The 23,951-nt window shown below is 57.6% G+C and carries 18 protein-coding genes and 1 pseudogene; 2 read left to right on the plus strand and 17 right to left on the minus strand.

Annotated features, from left to right (window positions below; translation table 11 throughout):
- The 10 genes and pseudogenes from FHU41_RS05560 to FHU41_RS05600 form a co-directional block, all read right to left on the minus strand.
- On the minus strand, positions 1 to 1,092 hold the full coding sequence (locus FHU41_RS05560) for a DegT/DnrJ/EryC1/StrS family aminotransferase (RefSeq protein WP_179388603.1): 1,092 nt from the start codon (positions 1,090 to 1,092) through the stop codon (positions 1 to 3).
- On the minus strand, positions 1,089 to 1,685 hold the full coding sequence (locus FHU41_RS05565) for an N-acetyltransferase (RefSeq protein WP_179388604.1): 597 nt from the start codon (positions 1,683 to 1,685) through the stop codon (positions 1,089 to 1,091). Before FHU41_RS05565 ends, FHU41_RS05560 begins: the two co-directional genes overlap by 4 nt.
- Positions 1,686 to 1,743: 58 nt before the next feature.
- Positions 1,744 to 2,346, minus strand: coding sequence for a glycosyltransferase (locus FHU41_RS15050; RefSeq protein WP_343046249.1), 603 nt, complete (start codon positions 2,344 to 2,346; stop codon positions 1,744 to 1,746).
- 54 nt (positions 2,347 to 2,400) lie between these two features.
- Positions 2,401 to 2,904 (minus strand): annotated as a pseudogene (locus FHU41_RS15485) (glycosyltransferase); the annotation flags it as partial.
- Entirely contained in the window at positions 2,904 to 4,193 is a 1,290-nt protein-coding gene (locus tag FHU41_RS05575) for a nucleotide sugar dehydrogenase (RefSeq protein ID WP_179388606.1), read from the minus strand. The gene FHU41_RS05575 and the pseudogene FHU41_RS15485, both read right to left, overlap by 1 nt.
- A gap of 59 nt (positions 4,194 to 4,252) precedes the next feature.
- Positions 4,253 to 4,984, minus strand: coding sequence for an ABC transporter ATP-binding protein (locus FHU41_RS05580; RefSeq protein ID WP_179388607.1), 732 nt, complete (start codon positions 4,982 to 4,984; stop codon positions 4,253 to 4,255).
- 1 nt (position 4,985) lies between these two features.
- Positions 4,986 to 5,873: an ABC transporter permease gene (locus FHU41_RS05585; protein WP_179388608.1), complete on the minus strand. Its 888-nt coding sequence runs from the start codon at positions 5,871 to 5,873 to the stop codon at positions 4,986 to 4,988.
- Positions 5,870 to 7,870, minus strand: a complete 2,001-nt coding sequence (locus tag FHU41_RS05590; protein WP_179388609.1) for a glycosyltransferase — start codon at positions 7,868 to 7,870, stop codon at positions 5,870 to 5,872. Before FHU41_RS05590 ends, FHU41_RS05585 begins: the two co-directional genes overlap by 4 nt.
- Positions 7,867 to 9,051 carry a UDP-galactopyranose mutase gene (gene glf / locus FHU41_RS05595; RefSeq protein WP_179388610.1) on the minus strand — a complete coding sequence of 395 codons (1,185 nt, stop codon included), beginning with the start codon at positions 9,049 to 9,051 and terminating at the stop codon, positions 7,867 to 7,869. The genes FHU41_RS05590 and glf overlap by 4 nt, the downstream gene beginning before the upstream one ends.
- A gap of 116 nt (positions 9,052 to 9,167) precedes the next feature.
- Positions 9,168 to 9,560: a hypothetical protein gene (locus FHU41_RS05600; RefSeq protein ID WP_343046250.1), complete on the minus strand. Its 393-nt coding sequence runs from the start codon at positions 9,558 to 9,560 to the stop codon at positions 9,168 to 9,170.
- A gap of 279 nt (positions 9,561 to 9,839) precedes the next feature.
- Between FHU41_RS05600 and FHU41_RS05605 the strand changes: the two genes are divergently transcribed.
- On the plus strand, positions 9,840 to 10,088 hold the full coding sequence (locus tag FHU41_RS05605) for a WhiB family transcriptional regulator (protein WP_026544131.1): 249 nt from the start codon (positions 9,840 to 9,842) through the stop codon (positions 10,086 to 10,088).
- Between the two features lie 29 nt (positions 10,089 to 10,117).
- On the opposite strand, the gene FHU41_RS05610 is transcribed toward FHU41_RS05605, so the two are convergent.
- The 3 genes from FHU41_RS05610 to FHU41_RS05620 form a co-directional block, all read right to left on the minus strand.
- Positions 10,118 to 11,578: a sensor histidine kinase gene (locus tag FHU41_RS05610; protein ID WP_179388611.1), complete on the minus strand. Its 1,461-nt coding sequence runs from the start codon at positions 11,576 to 11,578 to the stop codon at positions 10,118 to 10,120.
- 12 nt (positions 11,579 to 11,590) lie between these two features.
- Complete coding sequence (locus tag FHU41_RS05615; protein WP_179388612.1) at positions 11,591 to 16,534, minus strand: NAD-glutamate dehydrogenase; 4,944 nt, start codon at positions 16,532 to 16,534, stop codon at positions 11,591 to 11,593.
- 200 nt (positions 16,535 to 16,734) lie between these two features.
- Complete coding sequence (locus tag FHU41_RS05620; RefSeq protein ID WP_179388613.1) at positions 16,735 to 17,187, minus strand: MarR family transcriptional regulator; 453 nt, start codon at positions 17,185 to 17,187, stop codon at positions 16,735 to 16,737.
- A gap of 179 nt (positions 17,188 to 17,366) precedes the next feature.
- Between FHU41_RS05620 and FHU41_RS05625 the strand changes: the two genes are divergently transcribed.
- Entirely contained in the window at positions 17,367 to 17,897 is a 531-nt protein-coding gene (locus FHU41_RS05625) for an Rv3235 family protein (protein WP_179388614.1), read from the plus strand.
- A 9-nt stretch (positions 17,898 to 17,906) separates the two neighbouring features.
- Here FHU41_RS05625 and secA read toward each other — a convergent pair whose 3' ends face one another.
- From secA to FHU41_RS05645, 4 genes are all read right to left on the minus strand, one after another.
- Entirely contained in the window at positions 17,907 to 20,696 is a 2,790-nt protein-coding gene (gene secA / locus FHU41_RS05630; protein WP_179388615.1) for a preprotein translocase subunit SecA, read from the minus strand.
- Positions 20,697 to 20,838: 142 nt separating this feature from the next.
- A complete protein-coding gene (locus FHU41_RS05635) occupies positions 20,839 to 22,062 on the minus strand; it encodes a winged helix-turn-helix domain-containing protein (protein ID WP_179388616.1) in 1,224 nt (407 codons plus the stop codon).
- Between the two features lie 69 nt (positions 22,063 to 22,131).
- On the minus strand, positions 22,132 to 22,854 hold the full coding sequence (gene hpf, locus FHU41_RS05640; RefSeq protein ID WP_179388617.1) for a ribosome hibernation-promoting factor, HPF/YfiA family: 723 nt from the start codon (positions 22,852 to 22,854) through the stop codon (positions 22,132 to 22,134).
- Between the two features lie 143 nt (positions 22,855 to 22,997).
- Complete coding sequence (locus FHU41_RS05645; protein WP_179388618.1) at positions 22,998 to 23,681, minus strand: ComF family protein; 684 nt, start codon at positions 23,679 to 23,681, stop codon at positions 22,998 to 23,000.
- Positions 23,682 to 23,951: the final 270 nt, after the last annotated feature.

Genomic DNA, 23,951 nt, shown 5'->3' on the forward strand with positions numbered 1-23,951 from the left:
TTAGGAGCCAGCCTTGGCCAGAGTGTTGACCGCATTGACTATTCGCTCCAGGTCTCCTTGGCTGAGCGAAGGGTGCACCGGTAGCGACAACACTTCCTTGGCTGCGATCTCGGTATTCGGCAGATCCTCAGTACGCATAAAGGGCAGTAGCCTGTGGTTGGGAACCGGGTAGTAGACACCCGAGCCGATGTTGTACTCTTCGCGCAAAGCCTTGGCGAGTCCGTCCCGATCCTCAGATACTCGAATCGTGTATTGGTGATACACATGCGAGGCTCCCGGAGCCACCTTGGGCGTCTGAACTCCGGACAGATTAGCGTCCAGGAAAGCGGCATTCTGCTGTCGTTGCTCGGTCCAGCCCAACACCTTCGTTAGCTGTACCCGACCTATGGCCGCATGAAGATCGGTCATCCGGGCGTTGAACCCAACCAATTCGTTCTCATACTGCTTCTCCATACCCTGGTTGCGCAAAAGCCGCAGCTTGCGCTCAATCTCGGGGTTCGACGTCGTAACCATGCCACCTTCACCCGAAGTCATGTTCTTGGTCGGGTAGAGGCTGAACATGGCAAAAGCCCCGAAGGTACCAACCTTCTTGCCGTTAACGCTGGCGCCGTGCGCTTGTGCGGCATCTTCATAAAGTTCGAGTCCTCGTTCATCGGCAAGCTTGCCAAGGCCATTGACATCGAAGGGATGCCCGTAGAGGTGCACCGGCATAATGCCCTTGGTCTTCTCTGTGATCAGTGAAGCCACATGTCCAGCGTCGAGGCCGTAATAATCCAGCTCAATATCGGCGAATACCGGAGTAGCACCAGTCAAGGCCACCGAGTTAGCTGTCGCAGCAAAGGTGAAGGAGGGGACAATAACCTCGTCTCCCGCACCCACTCCGGCGGCAAGTAACCCGAGGTGCAAGCCAGAAGTACCCGAATTCACAGCCACTGCGGCGCGCCCATCGGAAAGAACCGATGAGAACTCGGTCTCAAAGTCGGCCACTTGTTTGCCTTGGGCGAGCATGCCAGAACTCAACACGGCGTCAACGGCTGCCCTTTCCTCTGCGCCGATAATCGGCTTGGCTGCGGGGATAAAGTCCTGGCTCATGCGTCGTCCTCTGCTTCTTTCAGGGAATTTCCATCTTCAATATACTTGGCGCCGGTCTGCGGACACACCCAAAAACCGTCCTCGGCACGAAGTGGCACTCCAGCTTTACCAACCCATCCGAGTCGTTTGGCTGGCACTCCGGCCACCAGCGCGAAGGCTGGCACATCCTTCGCGACCACGGCACCCGCCGCCACGGTGGCCCATCTGCCGATAGTCACCGGGGCAATGCAAACAGCTCTCGCCCCGATGGATGCCCCGTCTTCAATGGTGACTCCCACAGGCTCCCAATCGTGGGCGCTCTTCAGGCTTCCATCCGGGCTGACCGAACGAGGATAGGTGTCATTTGTGAGTACAACGGCTGGGCCAATGAAAACACCCTTTCCTAGCTTGGCTGGCTCATATACCAAGGCGTAGTTCTGAATCTTAGTGTTCTCGCCGATCTGCACGCCGCTACCGACGTAGGCACCACGACCTACAATGCAGTTCTCCCCCAGCACTGCTCCTTCACGAACCTGAGCAAGATGCCAAATTTTTGTTCCAGCGCCGAGCTGCACGCCTTCTGCAACATCCGCACTTTGGGCTATTGATGTCATGTTCACTTCCTGCTTATCGGTTCGTCTCAGAGAAATGGGACGAGGAGTTTTTTATGTTCTATCGACCGCTTGGTGGCTCGTACTGAATCAAATCATCATCGTCTCTGTTCGGGGGGGGCGAACCGCTGACTTTTCTAAGCTCACGGTAAATGTCGTCGAACAGCTCGGCTACCACCTCCGGGCTTAGCTTGTCGCTGATGGTCTGAGAGATCTGTTCAGCTGAAACCTCACAGAATTTGGACATCGCCAACCGGATTCCGGCGACATACGAACCCGGAGCGGAGTCCTGGACCAGAACGCTATTAGATTCGTCCAAGAAATCATGCACCGCCGGCAGATCGGTAAGCACCACAGGGAGCCCAGCCGAAACAGCTTCGGCAGCGGCAACACAGAATGTCTCGTGCGCAGTAGGGAGAAAAAATATGTCCGCCTCGGCCAATTCAGCCAATGCTTTGTCGTGCTCAAGACTGCCAGTAAGCCGCAAATAGTTAGTGACACCACGTTCCCGGGCAAGGCCCTCGATCTCTCCGCGAAGCGGCCCTTCGCCCACCCAGGTCAAATACGCTTCAACGCCCTCGGCTCTCAGCAAGCTCAATACTTCGATAGCCAGTTCCGGTCGCTTGCCCGCCACCAGCCCGCCTATCGAAACGAGGTTCAACACGCCTGTCCTCCCACCTTCGCGAGCAGCCAGAGCTTTCACAGGCGAGACAACATTAGGCACGACGCTGAGGTTTCTCCTCCCGGTGAAAGCGGCGAGTTGCTCACGCTGAGCGGTACTCACTGCAGTAATCCAGTTTGGCCGCCGGAGAACGTATCGGAACCATGCTCTCCGTGCACCGATAGGCTGTACCGCTTGTGCCAATCCGCTCCAGTGCTCGCTATGAACCCAAGGTGTTCGCCCCAGCAAGCGTAAAGGCGTGGCCAAGGGCAGTATCGGAAACGCCATGGTGTGCAAAATGTCAGCATCTCGCAAAAACGGGAGTATGAGCTTGAGTATCCCTAGGTATTTCCTGAAGTCCCGCCCCGGCAGCCCCACTCGAGTCACGTCAATGCCTTGATAGTTCTCCCGAATCATCGGTGCACGGGAACCAAGTTGTATATGAAGCACTCGGACCTGATGTTTACGCGCAATCGCCGCGGTGTGCAATAAGTTGAAGGGCGCTGAGGCTGGATGCTCGACTGATGGGAACCAGAGCGTGAGAACTAAGACTCGAGACATTAGGACTTGCCAATAACCCGGTACAGCACCCCATCCCAGGCGTCCGCCGAGCTCACCCGGCGGCCATCGATGAAGACCTTGATTCCGGGAAGGTCTGCCGGCCCCAGGGAACGGTACTCTGTGTGATCAGCTTGGACCACCGCAGCATCAACGGGTTCACCCAAGTGGTGGGCCTCAAAACCAAGTTTAGAGAGTTCCTCGTCACTGTAGAGCGGGTCATGGACCTTCACCACAGCGCCGCGGCGTTTGAGCGACTCGACTGCGTCGAAAACGCCTGAGAAAGCGGTTTCCTTCACGCCGCCACGGTACGCAGCACCAAGCACTACGACTTTGGCTCCGGCTAAATCACCATAGGCACCTTCCAGCAAACCCACGGTATATTCCGGCATCTGAGCGTTAGCCTCCCGCGCCGCTCGAACTACGGTGGCCTCCGGATCATTCCACAGGTACAGCCTGGGGTACACCGGAATGCAGTGACCTCCGACGGCGATACCCGGCTGATGGATATGGCTATACGGCTGAGAGTTGGAGGCTTCGATCACCTGGTAAATGTCGATTCCGGAAGTGGTCGCGAATCGAGCAAATTGATTCGCCAAGCCAATGTTGACATCCCGATAAGTGGTTTCCGCCAGCTTTGCCAGCTCCGAGGCTTCCGCGGACCCGAGGTCCCAGACCCCATTCGGGCGCTTCAGATCGGGACGCTCGTCAAAGTCCAGAACCGCTTCGTAGAATTCAGTCGCCCGCTGGGCACCCGCTTCCGAAAGGCCGCCGATGAGCTTTGGGTACTTCCTAAGGTCCTCGAAAACCCGACCGGTGAGTACGCGTTCCGGCGAAAACACCAGGTGGAAGTCCTTGCCTTCAGTCAGCCCCGAGCCGGCTTCCAGAGCCGGCTTCCAGCGGGTCCGCGTGGTACCGACCGGAAGGGTTGTCTCGTAGGAAACCAGGGTGCCGGGGGTCAGGTGCTTAGCCAGGTCAGCCGTTGCTGCATCCATCCAGCCAAAATCTGGCCGAGCATCTTTATCGACGAAGAGCGGAACCACAAGGACCACCGCATCGGCGTTCGGGATGGCCTCCGCGTACTCTGTGGTGGCCTTCAAACGACCAGCAGGAACAAGTTCCGAGAGTTTCTCTTGCAGATGAGCCTCACCAGGGAAAGGTTCTGTACCAGCGTTGACCAGGTCAACCACTTGCTGGTTGACATCTACGCCAATGACTTCATGTCCCTTGTCGGCAAACTGGACGGCGAGCGGTAGCCCGATTTTTCCCAATGCCACTACTGCGATTTTCACTGCCGCTCTGCCTCACTCTTAGTTTTCTCACTACTTAGCTTGCTCAAGACTATCTGTTCTCAGGAATTCTGCCGGAACTGATCCACAGCGTCGTCAATAGGGCCGTCAAAAATAACCTGTCCATGGTCCATCAAAACGCCGCGTTCGCAGATCTTAGCTACTAGATCGAGGTCATGACTGACGACCACAAGGGTTTTGCCATCCGCTGCAAGTTCTTTGATTTTAGCGATGCACTTGCGTTGGAAGGGCTCATCACCTACCGCCAGGATCTCATCGACAAGAAACACCTCCGGATCGGTGTGCACCGCAACCGAAAAGGCCAGGCGCAAGTACATACCGGAAGAGTAAAACTTCACTTCAGTGTCAATGAACTGACCGATCTCCGCGAATTCGATAATGGAGTCAAAGCGCTCGTCGATCTCAGTTTCGGTCATGCCAAGAATCGCACCGTTGAGGTAAACATTGTCCCGCCCGGAGAGATCGTGATGGAACCCTGCACCAACTTCAATTAGACCAGCTACCCGGCCCCGAGTCTGGACTGTTCCGCTATCCGGAATCATCACTCCAGAGATGTGCTTAAGCAAGGTGGATTTGCCCGAACCATTGAACCCGAGCAGAGCAACTGTCTCCCCCTGTTGCACATCCAAAGAGACATCCTTGAGTGCATGGAACTTCTCGGAGAGGTCACCCTTACGTCCTCGAATCAACCAGACCAATGCCTCTTTGATAGAGCGGGTGTGCCGGAGTACGAACTCCTTATTAACGGTTTTGACTTCAATAGCTGTCGTCATCTCAGAGCTCCTGCGCGAATCGGCCTTCAAGCCGATGGAAGGTCCATTGTCCGAGCAACAGAATCAGAATCGATGTACCCAAGCCAACCGGTAACCACAGGGAAAGTAGATTCGGAGGCATCTCGGCTCCTCCCGGTGTGGTGGGCAGCCAGAACGCGTAATGGAACAGCTCGACGCCAGTCGTAATCGGGTTTGCCTGATAAATGGCAAAGATCGTATCCCCGGCCTTATCTCGGACCAGATTCCAGGAGTACATCACCGGCGAAGCCCAGGTGGCGACCATGAGCAACATATCTACGAAGTTTTCGGAGTCCCGGAAGTAGACATTAATTGCGCCAAACAACAATCCCAAACCAGTAGCTAAGAGGGCAACAACTAGGAAACCGGCAACAGCGGCGAGTATCTGAAAGGCGTTAGGATGCCAACCCGCGACAAAGCATGCGCCCACCAGGATAATAAGTTGTGGCAGAAAGTGAACTGCCGAAACCCATACTGAAGCAACCGGAAAGAGCTCTCTGGGCAAATAAATCTTTTTGATCAACCCACCATTGCCCACAATCGAGCGGGCAGCATTCCCAAGAGCTTCGCTGAAGAAGTTAATCAGAACGATTCCAGAGAACAGGTAGATCGCGTAGTTTTCCAGGCCATTCGGATTTCTAGCGCTTTTTTCTTGCCCTAGGAAAACGCCCAAAGCAATATAGAAAACCAGGAACTGTACGCCTGGCTTGACGTAGGACCACAAAAGCCCGAGTACCGAACCTCGATACCTGACTTTTAGCTCCTTACGGACCAGCAGCTTAAGTAGAAAACGAGACCGAAGAACATCCAACAAGCCCCGCCCTACTCCGGGGCGGAGCAGGGCCGAACTATTGGGACTCGCGGCGCTCATTTACCCGCGTTCTCGCTATGCGCCTCGAAGGTCTTTCGCCAAGTGTCAATCGATGTGATTTCAACCAGGTTCTCTCGGTATTCCTTGCGCAAACGGCTCCAGTCTCGCACGATCTGTAAGTGCAGCCGCCCCGCCTCGGCGAGGAGCTTACGCAGTTGGCGTGGATCACGCTTGTACCAGGAAACGGCTGTCCCGTCCGCGTTCGATACCAAAGCGCTGTCGTACTGAGACATCCTCCACCACTTATTGTCCTGGTGGGGAATCAATGCTTGAGGACGTTCTTGGCTGGAATTCTTCACCGGCTCAACGAGCTGCCGAGCAACGGTGCGCATCGTCCAAGGTAGCAAATTGAGATATCCAGGCGATCGGAATCCCTGTCCCTTTTTCGGCGGCTTATCCAATTTTGGAGCTGGAAACAAATCCACTTCCGGTTTGAACTGAGAATCGGAGAACTCTCCGGTCATTGACCTAATTTCGGGGAGCTTAGTGGCGAGCAAATCGTGTAGTTTAGCTGGGCCGTCAACCAAATCTCGCAGCGCCATCACCCGGCCGCGAGCGGTGTAATACTGCATAGATACCAAATGCTTGATATCTAGCTGGAACGATTCCCGGATAACCCGTCCACCCAGTTCGTAAGGACTGTGCAACAGCGCCGTGATCAATCGGTTTCGGGTGTGGAAGTACGCCTGCCAACCAACTAAATCATCCTTGTCGATCCAGGAAACATGCCAGACCGCTGCGCCCGGAAGCGAAACCGTGGAATAACCATGTTCCTTAGCTCGCAGACCGTACTCAGCATCGTCCCACTTGATGAAGATTGGCAGCGCCAAGCCAATCTCTCTAATCACGGTGGTGGGGATAAGACACATCCACCAGCCGTTGTAATCGACATCGGTCCGGCGATGCAGCCAGGAACTTTGCCGCAGGTTTCCAGCAGCAAAATCGTGCCCCAGGCTTGCATCCTCGCTCGGCAGATCTGGCTGAATCCGATAAGGGTTCACTACCTCACCAAAGGTATGAAGAACGGTGCGATTGTAAAGATCAAACATATGGCCGCCAACAATCGTTGGTCGTTTGCACAGCTCTGCGAAGGTGAGTAAGCGGTTAATGCTTTCTGGCTCGACAGTTACATCATCATCCAGAAGCAGCACGTAATCGCTGCCATTGTCCACGGCCTCAAGCATTCCGCGAGAGAATCCACCGGATCCGCCCAAATTGTCTTGGTCGATGATCCGGAGCTTATCCCCAACCCCAGCTGCGGCTTCCTCAAATCCCTCGGCTTCAGCGACCTTTTGGGTGCCTTGATCGACGATGAGCACCTCTGAAACATGTTCCAAGGCTTCAGGTCTGGAACCTAGGATGCGCAAATTATTGAGACAGAAATCCGTTTTATTCAGGGTGGTGATTTCTAGGGTCACCTTGCCATTGATTTGACGATCAGTGGCGGTCTGCCACTGGGCTTCTTGGAGAACCATTGCTTCTACACCAGCAACCAGATCAAACCAGTACCAGCCCCCGTCACCAAACGGTGCCAGAGTGAGGTCGAAAGTAGAGATCTGATCGCCAGCAACTCGGGTCGACGCCACTCGTTGAAGCGAACCGCGGGCGTTAGATTTGTACACCACAACTGCGCCGGAACCCGAAGTCTTGACGCTGAGTCGTACTTGGTCCACTACCGTCCAACGGCGCCAATAGCTGGCAGGGAATGCGTTGAAGTAGGTTCCGAACGACAATCGCGCACCTGGTCGAACCCTTGCAGAAGTACGGGATAGGAAGTCCTCAACATGGACCTCAGCGCTGGATCCGGAAGCGACAGTCGACCTGTCGTTGTCACGCGAACCGTTCATCGTGCTCAGCGGGGCCGATGTTGCAATCCCGCTATCAACATACAGTTGGGCTGTATCGACCTGAGTTTGCTCAGGAAGTACTACTCGCTGCAGGGTCAGATAGCCTGCAGCCACGAGCTCAGTATTGATCTCCTCAACAAAAACGCTCATGCGTCCACTCCACCACTTTCCAGTTTGCTGCCGCCGGAAAAATGCGGCTTGATCTTGTTCTCGAACATACTCAGCGCCGAGCCAATAGCCATATGCATGTCCAGGTACTTATAGGTTCCCAATCGTCCGCCAAAGAGCACGGACGGCTCGGCCTTGGCCAAATCACGGTAAGCCAGCAGCTTCCTGCGGTCCTCGGCGGTGTTCACCGGGTAGTAGGGCTCATCACCCTTCTGGGCAAAGCGGGAGAACTCGCGCATGATCACGGTAGCGTCCTTGGTGTAATCGCGCTCCGGGTGGAAGTGCCGGAATTCGTGGATCCGGGTATAGGGAGCATCCTCATCCGGGTAGTTCATCACCGCACAACCCTGGAAATCCTCGACCGGCAGTACCTCTTCCTCAAGGTCGATGGTGCGCCAGGAAAGATCACCCTCCGTGTAGTCGAAGTACTTGTCCACCGGGCCGGTGTAGACCACCGGCACCTGTCCCAGGACCGAAGAACGCGAGAACTCGCCCTCGTCGAAGAAATCGGTATTCAGTACCACCTCAATATTCGGGTGGTCCGCCATCCGCTCAATCCACGCGGTGTAGCCGTCCACCGGCAAGCCCTCATGGGTGTCGTTGAAGTACCTATTGTCGTAGTTATAGCGCACCGGTAGCCGGGAAATGATTTCGGCCGGCAGATCCTTGGGATCGGTCTGCCATTGCTTGCCGGTGTAGTGCTTGATGAAAGCCTCATAGAGCGGGCGTCCAATGAGCTGGATGCCCTTGTCGTTCAGGTTCTTCGGGTCGGTTCCCGCCAGCTCACCGGCCTGCTCCTGGATCAGCGCGCGCGCCTCCGCCGGCCCGTAGGCGGAACGGAAGAACTGGTTAATGGTGCCAAGGTTAATCGGCATCGAATACACCTCGCCGCCGTGGCTGGTGTACACCTTGTGCTGATAGTTGGTGAACTGGGTGAAGCGATTGACGTATTCCCAGACCTTCTCATTAGAGGTGTGGAACAGATGCGCACCGTAGCGGTGTACCTCGATTCCGGTCTGTGCCTCGTTCTCGCTGTAGGCGTTTCCACCAATGTGATGCCGGCGATCTAAGACCGCCACCTTCAGGTTGAGTTCCTTTGCGGCTCGCTCGGCGATCGTCAACCCGAAAAAGCCCGACCCGACAATGACAAGATCAGCGTTCACTCAAACTCCTGGTTCGGCATTTTTGGGCACACCTCAGGTGCCCATAGTTGCCTCAAGATTACCCGATCCGGCTGTCGAAGCCGTTATCCCGCGCTGAAGTAGCTAACGCCAACAAGCTAGAGCGCTGCTGAGCCGTTCTGGCGCAAGGTGAAAGCCACCACCCGTGGAGTAAACAGCAATACCAGCACGGCCAGTGGCGGCAACAACAGAACCAGCCCCAGTAGGAGCTGACCGCCTAATAGCGCCGGAATAGCGATGGCTAGCATCAGTAATTGCCAAACCAGGCTCGCCGCCCGGGTCCAGCGAAAACCCTTGAAGTGCTGAATCGCGACCGCGGCCAGCCCCACGCCTAGAGCGAAAAGCATGACGGTGAGGAAAACCGCGCCGCTGAGCGAATTGGCTTGGGTGCTGAAAAGACCAAGTAGAAAGGAGCCGGCTACCACCAACAAAGCGAGCGCCTCAAGGCCCACCACGATGGAGATCAGCCAGACTCCCCAAGGCCGAAGCACGGAGCTTCCCCCGCTTGATTCAGGTTGATCTATTGACACACTGGCACCATACCGGAGATATTCATCACAGATCGAAAGCGCCGGGAAAAATGTGACGAACCGCTCACGCTTCTCAGCAAGTTGACGGGCTTTACCCCTTGTTTACATACAGTTAACGTGAAACGCTTTAACGTAGAGACCAAGGGGCCCGCCTGACGGACAGAGGCCCCTCTTTTGTGAGATTGCTCGTGAATCTTTTCACAAAGCAATCGGTAAATTTTTAAGGAGTAAGTGATCAGCATGGATTGGCGTAGTCGCGCTGCCTGTCTCGATAAGGACCCGGAGCTTTTCTTCCCGGTGGGAAACACCGGTCCCGCTCTGCTCCAGATCGAGGAAGCTAAAAGCGTTTGTCGTCGTTGCCAAGTTGTTGACACCTGCCTGCAGTGGGCCATCGAGTCCGGGCAGGATGCGGGGGTCTGGGGCGGCATGAGCGAGGACGAGCGCCGTGCTCTCAAGCGCCGCGCAGCTCGCGCTCGCCGCGCTAGCTAGCGTTCACCCAGGCTCGCTGAGGATCATTATTAGAGCGGGAGCTCAATAATCACCGCGGTTCCGCCGCTTGGGCGGGGCTCCCAGCGGATCGACCCATCGAGTTCGCTGGTCACCAGGGTTCTCACGATCTGCAAGCCCAGACCTTCCGCCAGCGGAGTCTGAGGTAAGCCCACGCCGTCGTCCGCTACCGTGACGCGTAGTATTTCGGTACCGTCTTCCCTGCTGTACCGCTCGGCAATCAGTTGTACGGTACCGTCGCGCTCCGCCAAACCATGTTCGACGGCGTTGGTCACCAGTTCATTGATCACCAGCGCCAAGGGAGTGGCCAGATCGCTTGGCAACTCGCCGAACTCCCCTTCTCGCTCGGTGCGCACCGCCTGAGCTGGTGAAGCCACTTCGGCGGCAAGCCGGAAATTACGGCCGATTAAGTCGTCGAAATCGACGTTCTGGGTCAGCCCTTGAGAGAGCGTCTCATGCACTAGGGCGATGGTTGCCACCCGTCGCATCGCCTGTTCTAAACCATTTTTGGCTTCGGCAGATTGCATCCGACGGGATTGCATCCTCAGCAATGCCGCCACGGTTTGAAGATTGTTCTTCACTCGGTGATGGATCTCCCGAATGGTGGCATCCTTGGTGACCAATTCCAGTTCCCGGCGACGCAACTCGGTGACATCGCGGCAGAGCACAATCGCCCCGAATCGACGCTCGGAATCGCGCAGTGGAATGGCCCGCAAGGACAAGCTAACTCCCCTGGATTCCACCTCGGTTCGCCAGGGCATTCTGCCGGTTACCACCAGGGGCAGGGTTTCATCGATCATCTTGCGATCATGCAGCAATCCCGCCGTAACCTCGGCCAGTGACCGCCCTTCCAGGGCATCGGCTGCACCCAGCCTGCGAAAGGCCGAGACTCCATTGGGGCTGGCGTATTGGACCAGTCCCTCTGCGTCGAGACGGATAAAGCCATCGCCCACCCGAGGGGCACCTCGACGAGAACCCGTCGGTGAAGCGAAGTCCGGCCACAGCCCTAGCGTGCCCATCCGCAACAGATCGTAAGCGCTCTGCCGGTAGGTCAATTCCAGCCGAGAGGGTAACCGGGAAGAAGAGACATCCATATGTGAGGTCACCACGGCCAAGCTTCGCCCATTGCGAACCATCGGGATTGCATCCACCCGGACCGCCATATCGGAATTCCAGGTGGCTTCCCCAGCACGTTCAATGGTCTGGCTGTGCCAGGCGCGCTGAACCAGGGGAAGCAGATCAGCCCGCAGCTTCTCCCCCACGAAGTCTTTATGGAAAACCGTATGCGTGGTAGAGGGCCGAACGTGCGCCAACGCCAGATAGTCACCGTCCGGGTCGGGGAACCAGAGCGCCAGATCGGCAAAAGCCAGATCCGCGATCAGCTGCCAATCCCCCACCAATAGGTGCAGCCATTCCGCATCACCCGGGCCAAAATCCGCGTGTTCCCTGATCGGATCGGTGAAAATCGCCATTACTTCACAGTACTATCTCCGCACGATGGACCGGAGCAAGCGAAGAGCAACCGATAGCGAGGCCATATCGTCCTTTTCCAGCTGATTCACCTCATCGAACATTGCCTTGGCCCGGCCCAATTGCTCGGCGTTCTGCTGCGCCCAGGCTTCGATCCGTTCGTGTGCTCCCGCCGTGGGGGCTCCTGGAATGGCAGGCGTTGCACGCATCACCGCGAGGGTGATATCAACCACCGTGGAGTAGAGGTCGTCACGCAGAGCGCCCCGAGCCAGTGCCTGCCAACGATCTTCCCTCGGCAGCGCCGAAATCCGTTCCAGCAGGCTATCCACGCCGAACTGGGCAAAGACCGCGTAGTAAACCTTCGCGACTTCCTCCACAGGTTCCTCGATCTGGTCACTCACCCGCGCTACGTCCAGCAAGGCATAGCTTTCGAACATCTCGGACCAGCGATTACCCAGTTCGCTGGGCACTCCCCAGGAAATAGCGCGTTCATGCCATGCCTGGACTCGTTGCTGATCAACGCCGTCCAAGTAGCTGTTCAGCTTGGAGCGCAGCGAACTGACCACGGGTTGGTACTTCGCTACGATCTCGGAGATCGGTTCGGAAACCCCGGAGTGTCCGATCAACCAGCGCACTGCCCGGTCCAGCAAACGGCGCATATCCAGATGGATATTGCACCAGTGCTCGGTGGGGAACGACGGCGGCAGGGCAGCGAGTGCCTCGGTTAGCTGATCGAGCTGGAAAATTTCCCGCATCGCTACGAAGGCCCTGGCCAAAACGGCTTCGCTGGCGCTGGTTTCCTCGATCGCCCGGAAGGCGAAGGTGATGCCACCGATATTGATCATGTCGTTGGCAACAACCGTGGCGATGATTTCTCGGCGCAACGGATGCGAATCGAGCTCGGCATCGAATCGCTCGGCGAAGTGCTTCGGGAAGTAATCCCGCAGTGTGCTTCGGAACCAGGGATCGTCCGCGAAATCGCTGTCCCGCAAAGCCTTAGTCAGCTCGATTTTGGCGTAGGCTGCCAACACGGAAAGTTCCGGCGAGGTCAGTCCTTGACCGCCGTCGAGCCTGACCCTGAGTTCCTCAGTACTCGGCAGTGCTTCGATATTGCGATCCAGATCCGCGCTGCTCTCCAGCCAGTCCATCAGACGCTCATAACTGGGGCTCCACTCCACCACCCGCATCCGGTCATTGAGCAGCAGCACGTTCTGATCGACATTGTCTTCCAGTACCAGCCGGCCAACTTCGCTCGTCATCTCCGCCAAGAACTCCGCGCGCTCTTCGGCGCGCAGACGTCCGGCGGCAACCATCCGGTCCACAAAGATCTTAATGTTGACCTCGTGATCGGAACAGTCCACGCCAGCCGAGTTGTCGATCGCATCGGTATTCAGGATCACCCCGTGCAGGGCAGCTTCGATTCGACCACGCTGAGTCATCCCGAGATTGCCGCCCTCGCCGATGACCTTGACCCGTAGATCCTTGCCGTCCACCCGGATGGCGTCGTTGGCTTTGTCACCGACTTCGGCCTGCGTCTCAGTGCTCGCCTTGACGTAAGTTCCGATGCCTCCGTTGTAGAGCAGATCGGCGGGAGCCAGCAGGATGGCCCGAAGAAGATCCGGCGGGGTCATCGTCACGGTGCCTTCCGGCAGGCCGAGGGCTAACCGGACTTGTTCCGAAATCGGCACCGTCTTGACCTGGCGGGCGAAAACCCCACCGCCCGCGCTGATCAAGGATTTGTCGTAATCGTCCCAGGAGGAACGGGGCAATTCGAAGAGCCGGCGCCGCTCGGCGTAGGAAATAGCCGGATCGGGGTTGGGATCTAGGAAGATATGCCGGTGATCGAAAGCGGCCAGCAGTTTAATGTGCTCGGAGAGCAGGGCTCCATTACCGAACACATCGCCGGACATATCCCCCACGCCCACCATCGTGAAGTCTTCGGTCTGGGTATCCAGGTCCAGTTCGCTGAAATGCCGTTTTACCGATTCCCAGGCACCCCGGGCGGTAATTCCCATCGCCTTGTGGTCGTAGCCAACCGAGCCGCCCGAGGCAAAGGCATCACCCAGCCAGAATCCGTAGTCAGCAGAAATTGAGTTAGCGATATCGGAGAAGGATGCAGTTCCCTTATCCGCGGCCACCACTAGATAGGAATCATCCCCGTCATAGCGCACCACATCGGCAGGGGGAACCAAAGTCTCCCCCGCCTCGGTAGTGACCAGGTTATCGGTCACGTCGAGCAGGCCACGGATGAAGGTTTTGTAGCTTTCAATCCCCTCCGCCATCCAGGCTCCACGATCAACCGCCGGATCTGGCAAGGCTTTGGCGAAAAAGCCGCCCTTGGCGCCGGTGGGTACAATCACCGCATTCTTGACGGTCTGCGCCTTGACTAGACCCAGAATCTCGGTGCGGAAATCCTCGCGTCGGTCCGACCAGCGCAAACCACCTCGGGCAACCTTGCCGAAGCGCAGATGCACGCCTTCAACGCGTGGCGAATAGACCCAGATCTCAAACATAGGCCTGGGGAAGGGCAAGCCGTCAATCGCCGTCGGATTAAGTTTGACGCTCAAATAAGGCTTCAACTGGAAGTAGTTGGTGCGCAGCGTGGCTTCGATCAACTGGGCAAGAGTCCGTAGTACCCGGTCGGCGTCCAGAGTAGGTACCTTCTCCAAGCCTTCGCTGAGTTGCTCACGGACTCGTTCCAGCGAGGCCGGTCGCTCCGCTTCCGCGAGCGCAGGATTAAAACTCGTCTCAAACAGTTCCACCAGCGCCTTAGCAACGGCCGGGTTACCCATCAGCGTGTCAGCGACAAAGCCGTAGGAATTGGCATTACCCATCTGCCGCAGGTACTTCGCGTAACTGCGCAGAATCACCACCTGCCGCCAGGCCATCCCCTCCCGGAGAACGAGTCGGTCGAAAGCGTCCGACTCGCTGGCGCCGGTAATCGCGGCACCGAAGGAATCGGCTAGCAGTTGGCCGGTCTGCAGCGGATCGACTCCGGCCGGATACTTCAGCCCAAGATCGTAGAGGAAGAAGTCTCGCTTATCCGAGGTCTGGATCTCGAAGGGCCGCTCGTCCAGAACCTCGATACCCAGGTTATGGAAAAAGGGCAGGATCTGGCTCAGGCTCTTCGGGTGAGCCATATAAAGCTTGATCCTGGCATCCTCCTCCAGCTCTTCCTGCGCGCCGAGAGGCACGTAAACGTGCAGGCCTGGGCGGCAGGAGGCTTCGGCGTCGAGCTGCTTTGCAGCCAGATAGCTGGCATCGTATTCCTCGAAGCGGCGGATGTCTTCAATGGCATCCTCAACCTCAAAATCAACCCGGTAGCTCGCCGGGAAGGCCTCGGCCCATTGACCGGCCAGTTCCGAGGCTTGATCCACCGGCAGCACCTTGGCCAGCACCTCGATGAGTCCCTCAGACCAGGAGCGTGCCGCCGTGACGAGTCTCGCTTCCAGGTCAGCGGTATCCACCTTGCTAATATCCGCTCCCCGGGGAAGCCTGATCCGGAAGAACAATCGAGCCAGGGTGGATTCGCTCATTCGAGCCTCGAAGTCGATGCTCACGGCATCGAAGGTTCGGGTCAGCTCCCCCTCGATCCGACGACGCACAGCCGTGGTGTAGCGATCACGAGGGATAAAGACCAGGGCCGACATGAACCGCCCGTAGATGTCCGGGCGCAGGAAGAGCCTGGTTCGACGGCGTTCCTGCAAGCGCAGAATACCCTCAGCAATGGCGGTCAGGTCAGCCACATCGATCTGAAAGAGTTCGTCGCGCGGATAAGTCTCCAGAACCGCGAAGAGGTCCTTCCCGGAGTGCGAGTCCGGCGGGAACCCGAAGTGCCGCAGCACCGCGTTGACCTTCTCCCGAACCACCGGAATCGTGCGTACCGAACCGGTGTAGACCCCGGAAGCAAAGAGCCCAATGAAGCGCTGCTCGCCATTGACATTGCCCGCCGCATCGAAGGACTTAACCCCGATGTAATCCAAGTAGCCAGAACGATGCACGGTGGAACGCGAATTTGCCTTGGTGATGACCAGCGCGCGCTTCTCCCGCGCCTTTTTCCGGCCCTCGGTGGTCAGGTGCTGGACTTGAGTGGGCACTCGGGATTCCCTCAGCAGCCCCAGACCGCTGCCCTCCCTGTTGACCAGTACGTCCTCGCCGTCTTCGTTCAGCAGATCGTATTCCCGATAGCCCAGGAACGTGAAGTTTCCGGCGTCCATCCAGCTCAGCAGCTCTTCGGCTTCGCGTAAATCCGCAAGCTGATCGCTTCCTGTCACCTTAGCCAGATCGGCGGCGCAGGCGACCGCCTTATGCCGCATGGCTTGCCAGTCCTGAACGGCGACCCGGACGTCGTCGAGAACCCGCTCTAAGCCTTCGGCGAGTTTGTTCCGGCCTTCCTCATCAAGCTGACTGATCTCAATGGCAATCCAGGATTCCATATAGGAAGATTGATTGCCGTTTGCGATCAGGTGGGAGATATCCGGCATTGCCGCGGTGTCCCCGCTGGCGACGCCCAGGTAGGTCGGAACCTTGGCTACTTTGACCAGTTCGTCGTCGTTATTGTCTCGGGTGACCACGAACATGGGGTGCACCACCAAAGTGATGGCAGCGCCTTGTTTGGCTACTTCCGCAGTGACCGAATCGACAAGAAATGGCATATCGTCGGTGACGATGTAGACGACAGTCTCTTGATAGTGCCTGGCCTGGTCGCTTTCATTGACCACTGCGACCTTGGCGGTTCCGCTGGGGCGTGATTGGGCGAGTTCACGATGGAATAAGGCCCGCTGCCGAAGCGTGCTGGGCTCGTATTTGGTGCGATCCTCTTCGGCGATTTGCTCGTAGTAGTCAGCGATAAAGCCTTCGACGGCGCTCTCTGTCAGTTTCGCAGCTGTCAGTTTCGCGGTGGGAAGTTTCGTGGCCTCGGCACCGGGAGTCCCGGCCTCTTCGAACCCGTTCGACATGGAAAATGCGCCTCCGTAGCAGTTACGAACCGCTTCATTGCGGCCCCTACCGACCTTAGCCTGAATGGGGCCTGCGCGCTGTGGTTGATGACACAGCGGATCGATTATTTCGCTGTGCACCTGCACGAAGGGAATCTAGTATTCTCACGGAGCAATCGAGATGCTTCGCTCACCCTGGAAGGAAAGTCGAAAGCGTCAGTTCAAGCCTTCCCGACCTGCTCTTCACCGATACGCAGAATACGCTCGCGCATTCTCTGCACTTCCTCGATACTGGTCAGTGCAGCAATTCCGCTCTGTTCCGCATAGGCGTCTTCGATCCGGAAGATCCCCTCCACTAGCCGTTCGAGAGATCGACCGCCCTCTTCGGTGATCGAGAATATTCGAGACCTGGCATCCGCTGGATTCTTTGCCTTGCTGGCCAGCCCGGACTTTTCTAATCTACCGAGCATCATCGACAGCGTGCTGCGGCGCAGGCTGGTGAGCTCCGAGATCTTCTTCTGAGACAAACCACCATTGAAGCGCAGAGTGGCCAGAACTGCTGTTTCATCGGCCGAGATTTGAAGCGGAGCACCTAATCGATCGAGGATCATCTGGATGCTGGTCGACAGCAACCAGACCTCATAAAGCAGGCTGCGTCGGGGCTGTTCAGTCACTCGAAGATCATAACGCCTGCGGGGCCACTATTCCTGGAGCCCACGACATACGGCGACCCGCGATGAGAAAAAACGTAGACAGCGGAAGCCTCGTGTGCTAAAACCATTCCATAGCTATAAAAAGCCATCGAAAAGTTTTAAACCTTGTACAAAATCCACCAAACTCCCAGGAAGAGAAAATGATCATAGCTGCCTCTACGCCGCCCGAGCCGGATCCTCCGGACCACACCGACCTTTCCGCTCCCGAGACTCCGCCGAACGGACACGCCAAAAGAGCAGAAAAATCTGGCGCTCGAGATTCGGAACCAATGACCTCGCCGATCAGTGCCCTCGCCTTACCAAGTTCGGAAGAAGTTCGTAAGGTCCGTCAGCTGGCCGCAACCGTCAGCAAGGCCGCCCTCGAAGTGCTCGGCGGCACCCGGCAGGTCCAGCAACTCAGTCGGTTACTTGGCGCGGAGGCTTTCCAGATCTTAGAGCGCCGGACGGCTCTGACCTTAGAAGCCCGCGAAAGCCCAGTAGCCGCCCAGCAGAAGAAACTACGAAGCCTGCACCAGAGCCCACAAATCCGTTCAGTGCGCGGCTGCCGGGTCTCCCCTGGCATCTATGAGCTCAGTGTGGTGGCAGCCGATCGATGCAGATACCGCGCGATAGCGGTCCGCATCGAACAGGATGCCGGAAGCTGGCTAGTCACGGTCTTGCAGATCGGTTAGCCCTTTGGCTCAGCGCCGCTTCTTGCGCTTACTGTTGTTCGGCTTGTTGGTCTTACGCGCCGAAGGCGGCGGGTTACTGCCGTTGCTACGTCGCTCTACATGGGTTTCCGCCTCACCGGAGGCATCCGGTGCGGTGAATTGCAGCTGACTTGGCTTCTCCGGAGCTTCCAGCCCAGGAGCCGTCAGAATGGTTCTGCTCGGTTCCGGACTTTCCTCGGCGGTGTCAGCATCGGTGCCGAGCCGATCAAGAAGGGCAGAAGGCTGATCGGCTTGGATGCCCACCGAAGCGGCTGGAGCCTGCTCTACTTGGACTTCCAGATTGAACAAGAACCCGACGCTCTCTTCACGAATAGCACCCATCATGGTCTGGAACAGTGCGAAGCCCTCACGCTGGTATTCCACCAGGGGATCGCGTTGCGCCATCGCCCGCAGGCCAATGCCCTCCTTGAGGTAATCCATCTCGTAGAGGTGTTCTTGCCACTTGCGACCGATAACAGACAAGACCACCCGGCGTTCCAACTCGCGCATGGTGTCAGAGCCGAGCGACTCCTCCCGGCTCTGATAGGCGAGTCGGGCGTCCGAGAGGATCTCGGTCTTCAAAGTTTCGTCGGTGATCTCGTGCTTTCCGCCAACTTCCTCTGCGATGTCATCAACGCTCAGATTGATTGGGTACAGGGTCCCCAAGGCACTCCAAAGCGCCTTGTAATCCCAATCGTCGGCGTGGCCTTCGGCAGTGGCGCTCTCGATCGTCTCGTTGATCGTGTCCTCAAGGAAGTGTTGGACCTTTTCGTGCAGGTCATCGCCTTCCAGAATGTGGCGCCGATCACCGTAAATCGCTTCACGCTGCCGGTTGAGGACATCATCGTATTTGAGCACGTTCTTCCGCTGCTCGGCGTTGCGCCCTTCGACCTGTCCTTGCGCCGAGGCGATGGCCTTGGAGACCAATTTTGATTCCAGTGCCGCATCGTCGGGCATCACCGAGCGACCCATCAGCCGCTCGGCAGCACCGGAGTTGAAAAGACGCATTAGATCGTCGGTGAGTGAGAGGTAGAACCGGGATTCACCGGGATCGCCCTGACGTCCGGAACGGCCTCTTAGCTGGTTGTCGATACGACGGGATTCGTGGCGCTCGGTACCCAGCACGTACAAGCCACCAAGTTCAACGATTTCGTCGTGCTCGGCTTCGGCATCTTTTTGGGCAGCCTTATAAGCCTCGGCCCAGGCCGCCTCGTACTCCTCCGGGGTTTCCTCCGGGCTTAGTCCACGCTTGGCCAGTTCGGTGACGGCATTGAACTCGGCGTTACCACCGAGCATGATGTCGGTACCACGGCCAGCCATATTGGTGGCCACCGTAACGGCACCCTTTCGACCGGCTTGCGCCACAATGGCCGCCTCGCGCGCGTGGTTCTTTGCGTTTAGCACTTCGTGCTTAATGCCCTTTTTGGCAAGCTGCTTGGAGAGATATTCGCTCTTCTCAACGCTTGTGGTGCCCACTAGAATCGGTTGCCCTAGCTCGTGACGCTCGGCGATGTCCTCCACCACGGCGTCGAACTTGACTACCTCGTTCTTGTAAACCAGATCTGGCTGATCGATACGGATCATCGGCTTATTGGTGGGGATCGGAACCACACCGAGCTCATAGGTTCCGACAAACTCGGAGGCCTCGGTCTCGGCCGTACCGGTCATCCCCGCGAGCTTCTCGTAGAGCCTGAAGTAGTTCTGCAAGGTCACCGTGGCGAGAGTCTGATTCTCGGCCTTGATTTCTACGCCTTCTTTGGCTTCGATGGCCTGGTGCATGCCCTCGTTGTAGCGACGGCCAGCCAGAATACGACCGGTGTGCTCATCGACAATAAGCACTTCGCCGTCCAGGATCACATAGTCCTTATCCCGCTTGAACAGTTCCTTGGCCTTGATCGCGTTATTCAGGAAACCGATCAACGGGGTGTTTGCCGACTCGTAGAGATTGCTAATGCCCAGGTAATCCTCGACCTTTTCGATGCCGGGCTCCAGCACACCAACGGTGCGCTTCTTCTCATCGACCTCGTAGTCCTCTTCAACGTCGAGGCGCAACACGACCTTGGCGAATTCGCCGTACCAACGGTTAGCGTCACCGCTGGCCGGACCGGAGATGATCAAGGGGGTACGAGCCTCATCGATCAGGATGGAGTCGACCTCGTCCACGATGGCAAAATGATGGCCGCGCTGCACGAGTTCCTCGGCGCTCCAAGCCATATTGTCGCGGAGGTAATCGAAGCCGAACTCGTTGTTGGTGCCATAGGTGACATCCGCGGCGTACTGCTCCTTACGCTCCGCCGGATCCTGTTGGGAGAGAATGCAACCACTGCTCAGCCCCATAAAACGGTGCACTCGACCCATTAGCTCGGACTGGTAGCTGGCCAGATAGTCGTTCACCGTGACAACGTGAACACCCTTGCCGCTCAAGGCATTGAGGTAAGCGGGCGCGGTAGCCACCAGGGTCTTACCCTCACCGGTTTTCATTTCCGCGATATTGCCCAGGTGCAGCGCCGCTCCACCCATCAACTGGACGTCGAACTGACGCATACCCAAGGTCCGGAAGGAACCCTCGCGCACCGCAGCGAAAGCTTCGGGAAGCAAATCGTCCAGCGATTCGCCATCAGCGTGCCGAGCTTTGAGCTTGTCGGTCTCCTCACGCAGCTCAGCATCCGTGAAGGTCTGGAAAGACTCTTCCAGCGCATTGATCGCATCGGCATAGATATGCAGACGCTTCAACGTCTTGCGGTCGCCCGTACGGAGAACTCGTTCAAGCAGTGATGGCACGTTCCATACTCCTGTTTGCTTTTGGCAGCTTTCTGGAAACCTGAACGGTTTCCAGCGTGTTTAGTCTACGTGAGTCACGTCTCGGGAAGCACCTGGGTTCCCGCAGAGCTGATTCCGTTCGCTTTCGGCAACGCCAAGCCGCTTAGTGGAGGCGCGATACTTCAGCGGTCAAAGCCGGAGCAAGATCCCCTACCGGCTCCACCACAACCTCCGCCAGGCCCAGCCACTCGGCCATTAAAGCTAATTCGGCGGCAAGTTCGACGGCGGTCTCTGGCGGGGCTTCCGGCTCGGCAAAGGCGGTGCGCACCAAGAGTCGTCCAGCGGCACGGTCGGCTTTCAGATCGACCCGCGCTACCAGCCTGTCAGCGAGCAGGAAGGGCAACACATAGTAGCCGTGAGTGCGTTTTTCTGCCGGGGTGTAGATACCGATCCGATAGTGAAAATTGAAGAGTTCGAGCAGTCGGCGCCGCTCAAAAACGAGAGAGTCGAAGGGACTGAGTAGGGCCCTGGCTCTGGAGACTCTCGGCAGCGCGGCTTCTTGATGCAGATACAGGGGTGCATCCCAGCCTCGCACCTGTACCTTTTGCAACGCCCCCTCTGCTTCCAGGGCGGCAACCGCACCGGTTGCGGCTTTAGTTGGCAGTCGAAAATAATCTGCGAAGCAACGAATGGTGCCAATACCGTGAGCTCGGGCAGAAGCATCGATCAACCGATACATGCCCTCTTCGGGCTCGCTCGGGGTGAATTCGACATCCCGGTAGATTCGTTCGGTCAGGGTGTAGCGACGTTCGAACTGTTCGGTTCTTCCGGCCGCACTAATCTCCCCGCGTTCAAAGAGGTTTTCCAGAACCCGTTTAACCGCATTCCAGTTCCAGCCCCAGTTCTCCTTAGGAGCCTGGGCATCGTGGCCCAGGCGGCGACTAACTTGCCGGGCCGTCATGGCCCGTCCTGACTCCAGGACGGCCAGGATCTGGGGAGTGAGCTCTTCTTCTAGTTCGCTGGGCAGCGGGTGGTTACCAAACCAATTGCGCCGCTGCCAAGGCTGCAGATCTGCGAAGTGCTCCGGCCGGACAAAACTAGCTTCATGCGCCCAATACTCCACCATCTTGCGCGGGTGGGTGCTGGACATCCGATTCAAAGCTTCCCGGTCATAGTTTCCCAACCTGGCGAAAAACGGCAGGTAGTGGCTCCGCGAAAGCACATTGACCGAGTCAATCTGCACCAACTGGAGTCGCTCGAAGGTCTTGCTGATCGTCCTGCTACTCACCGGGGTCGCCGGCTTACCCTTGCTGAGCCCCTGAGCCGCGATGGCGATTCTACGGGCTTGAGCCAGGGTCATCACGGCCGGGGTCTTGCGTGCACTCATGGACACAGCATAGGGGCTATTGCGGACATTGATCGTCCGCAATAGCCCCTATGCTGTGTAGAACTGAGTTTAGGAAGCTACCGTCCGGTCATCCGAACGATAGGCCAGGATCTGCTCGGCCGGTACGGATTCCTCGGTGCAATCCGCATCCAGCGTGATCACACCATAGGTCCAGCCTCGACGACGATAGACCACGGAAGGCGCATTGGTTTCCGAATCGACAAAAAGATAGAAATCGTGGCCAACGAGTTCCATATTGTCCACCGCATCGTCCACCGCCATCGTTGCCGCAGGGAAAACCTTACGTCTAATCAATACGGGTGAATCCCCTGCCGGGATGTCATTTTCAATCTCATAGCGAGAACGCTCGGATTTCGTTTCCTGCTGGCTCGAAGCCTGTGCAGCGGCCACCACCGCGAGCGGGCCGGTGCCTACTGGCTCCAAGGTCGCCGTCGCCGCGCTCACCGCCACCGGCGTATGCCTGCCGTGATGGATCTTTTTCCGATCCTTGACCCTGCGTAATCTCTCCATTAACTTCCCATAGGCCACATCGAAAGCAGCAAACTTATCGGCAGCGTGCGCCTCGGCCCGAATTACGGAGCCGCGCCCCTGCACGGTCAGTTCCACGGTGAGCTGTGGGTCGGCGGTCCGCGCATTAGTCTGTTTCGAGACCTTCGCATCAATACGCTGAACTTTTTCGGTGAGATGTTCGAGCTTGGAAATCTTTTCCGAAGCGTATTCGCGGAACCGGTCTGAGACGGTGAGGTTGCGGCCGCTGATCATGAATTCCATAGTGCCCTCCACGTGACGAAAGTGACGCAGCGGTCGGCTTCTGGGTAAAGCTAGCAGACCGCCGACGGGTCTTGGTCCTTGACTGAGGTACCCGTTTACTCACGTTAGTTCAAAGCAAGTCGTTATTCACCCTCTACGGAGAATTATTTTCTGGGAATCCACTGTATTTCTGCTGCATCCGGTCTGCCGGCTACCGCCAGCACCACTGCCCCACGAACCAAAGCACCGGCCTCGGTCAGGGCACGCGCTGATTCTGCCAAGGTAGCCCCGGTGGTCAGCACATCGTCCACCACAATGCATTCACGTCCCAGGACTCGTTTCTGGAACCTAGCTGGCACTCGCAGGCTCTGCCGCATATTGATCCGGCGTGCAGCCCCCGAGAGGCTCTTCTGGGAGAAGCGTCGCCAGGGCGCTCGCCACCGCGGTCGAAGAACACTCACTACCGGCAGTTGACAGCCGCCGTCGTGCATTGCCCGGGCTAGCAGTACCGCCAAAGGATCGTAACCGCGACGCCGGAAACTGGCTGCCGTAGTCGGCACCGGAACCAGCGACGGCGGGTGCCTACCTAGCCCAGTATCCGAGGAACTCAGGATGGGCAGCAGCGGCTGCGAGCCCTTCAGCGCAAGCTCCAGAGCCCTGCTGAGTGCGCTACTGAGCGGCCGGGACAAAGGCATCGCCGAATGGTTCTTAAAAGCCACGATGGCTTGCGCCAGCTGCTCACGATAGGGGCCGGCTGCCACCACCGGAAGCAGAACCTCACCATCGGACTCCACCAGGACCGGTGCTTGCTGCTCGGCGCGGAAGGGTGCCGAGCTGAGCTTCCGCATCGCTCGGTGACAGTCTGAGCAGAGCAGTGCATCAAATCGGCCGCATGCGATGCATTCCACTGGCAAGAGCAAGGCGAGAAACTCGCTCAGCACCTCAGCCAGCCCAAGAGCACAGCGAAGCCAGAGCGATGATGGAGGACTCCGATGCAGGGCATTCAACGCTTTCATCTGCCCAGTGTGCAACTTTCAAGGTAGCTGTGGGGGCTTACCCCTGAGATAGTGCCGCAATGTGGATAAAGATAAAGCAGCCCCGGGTAAAGCCGTCCAAGC

Source organism: Psychromicrobium silvestre (assembly GCF_013408295.1).
In the GTDB taxonomy this organism is placed as follows: domain Bacteria; phylum Actinomycetota; class Actinomycetes; order Actinomycetales; family Micrococcaceae; genus Renibacterium; species Renibacterium silvestre.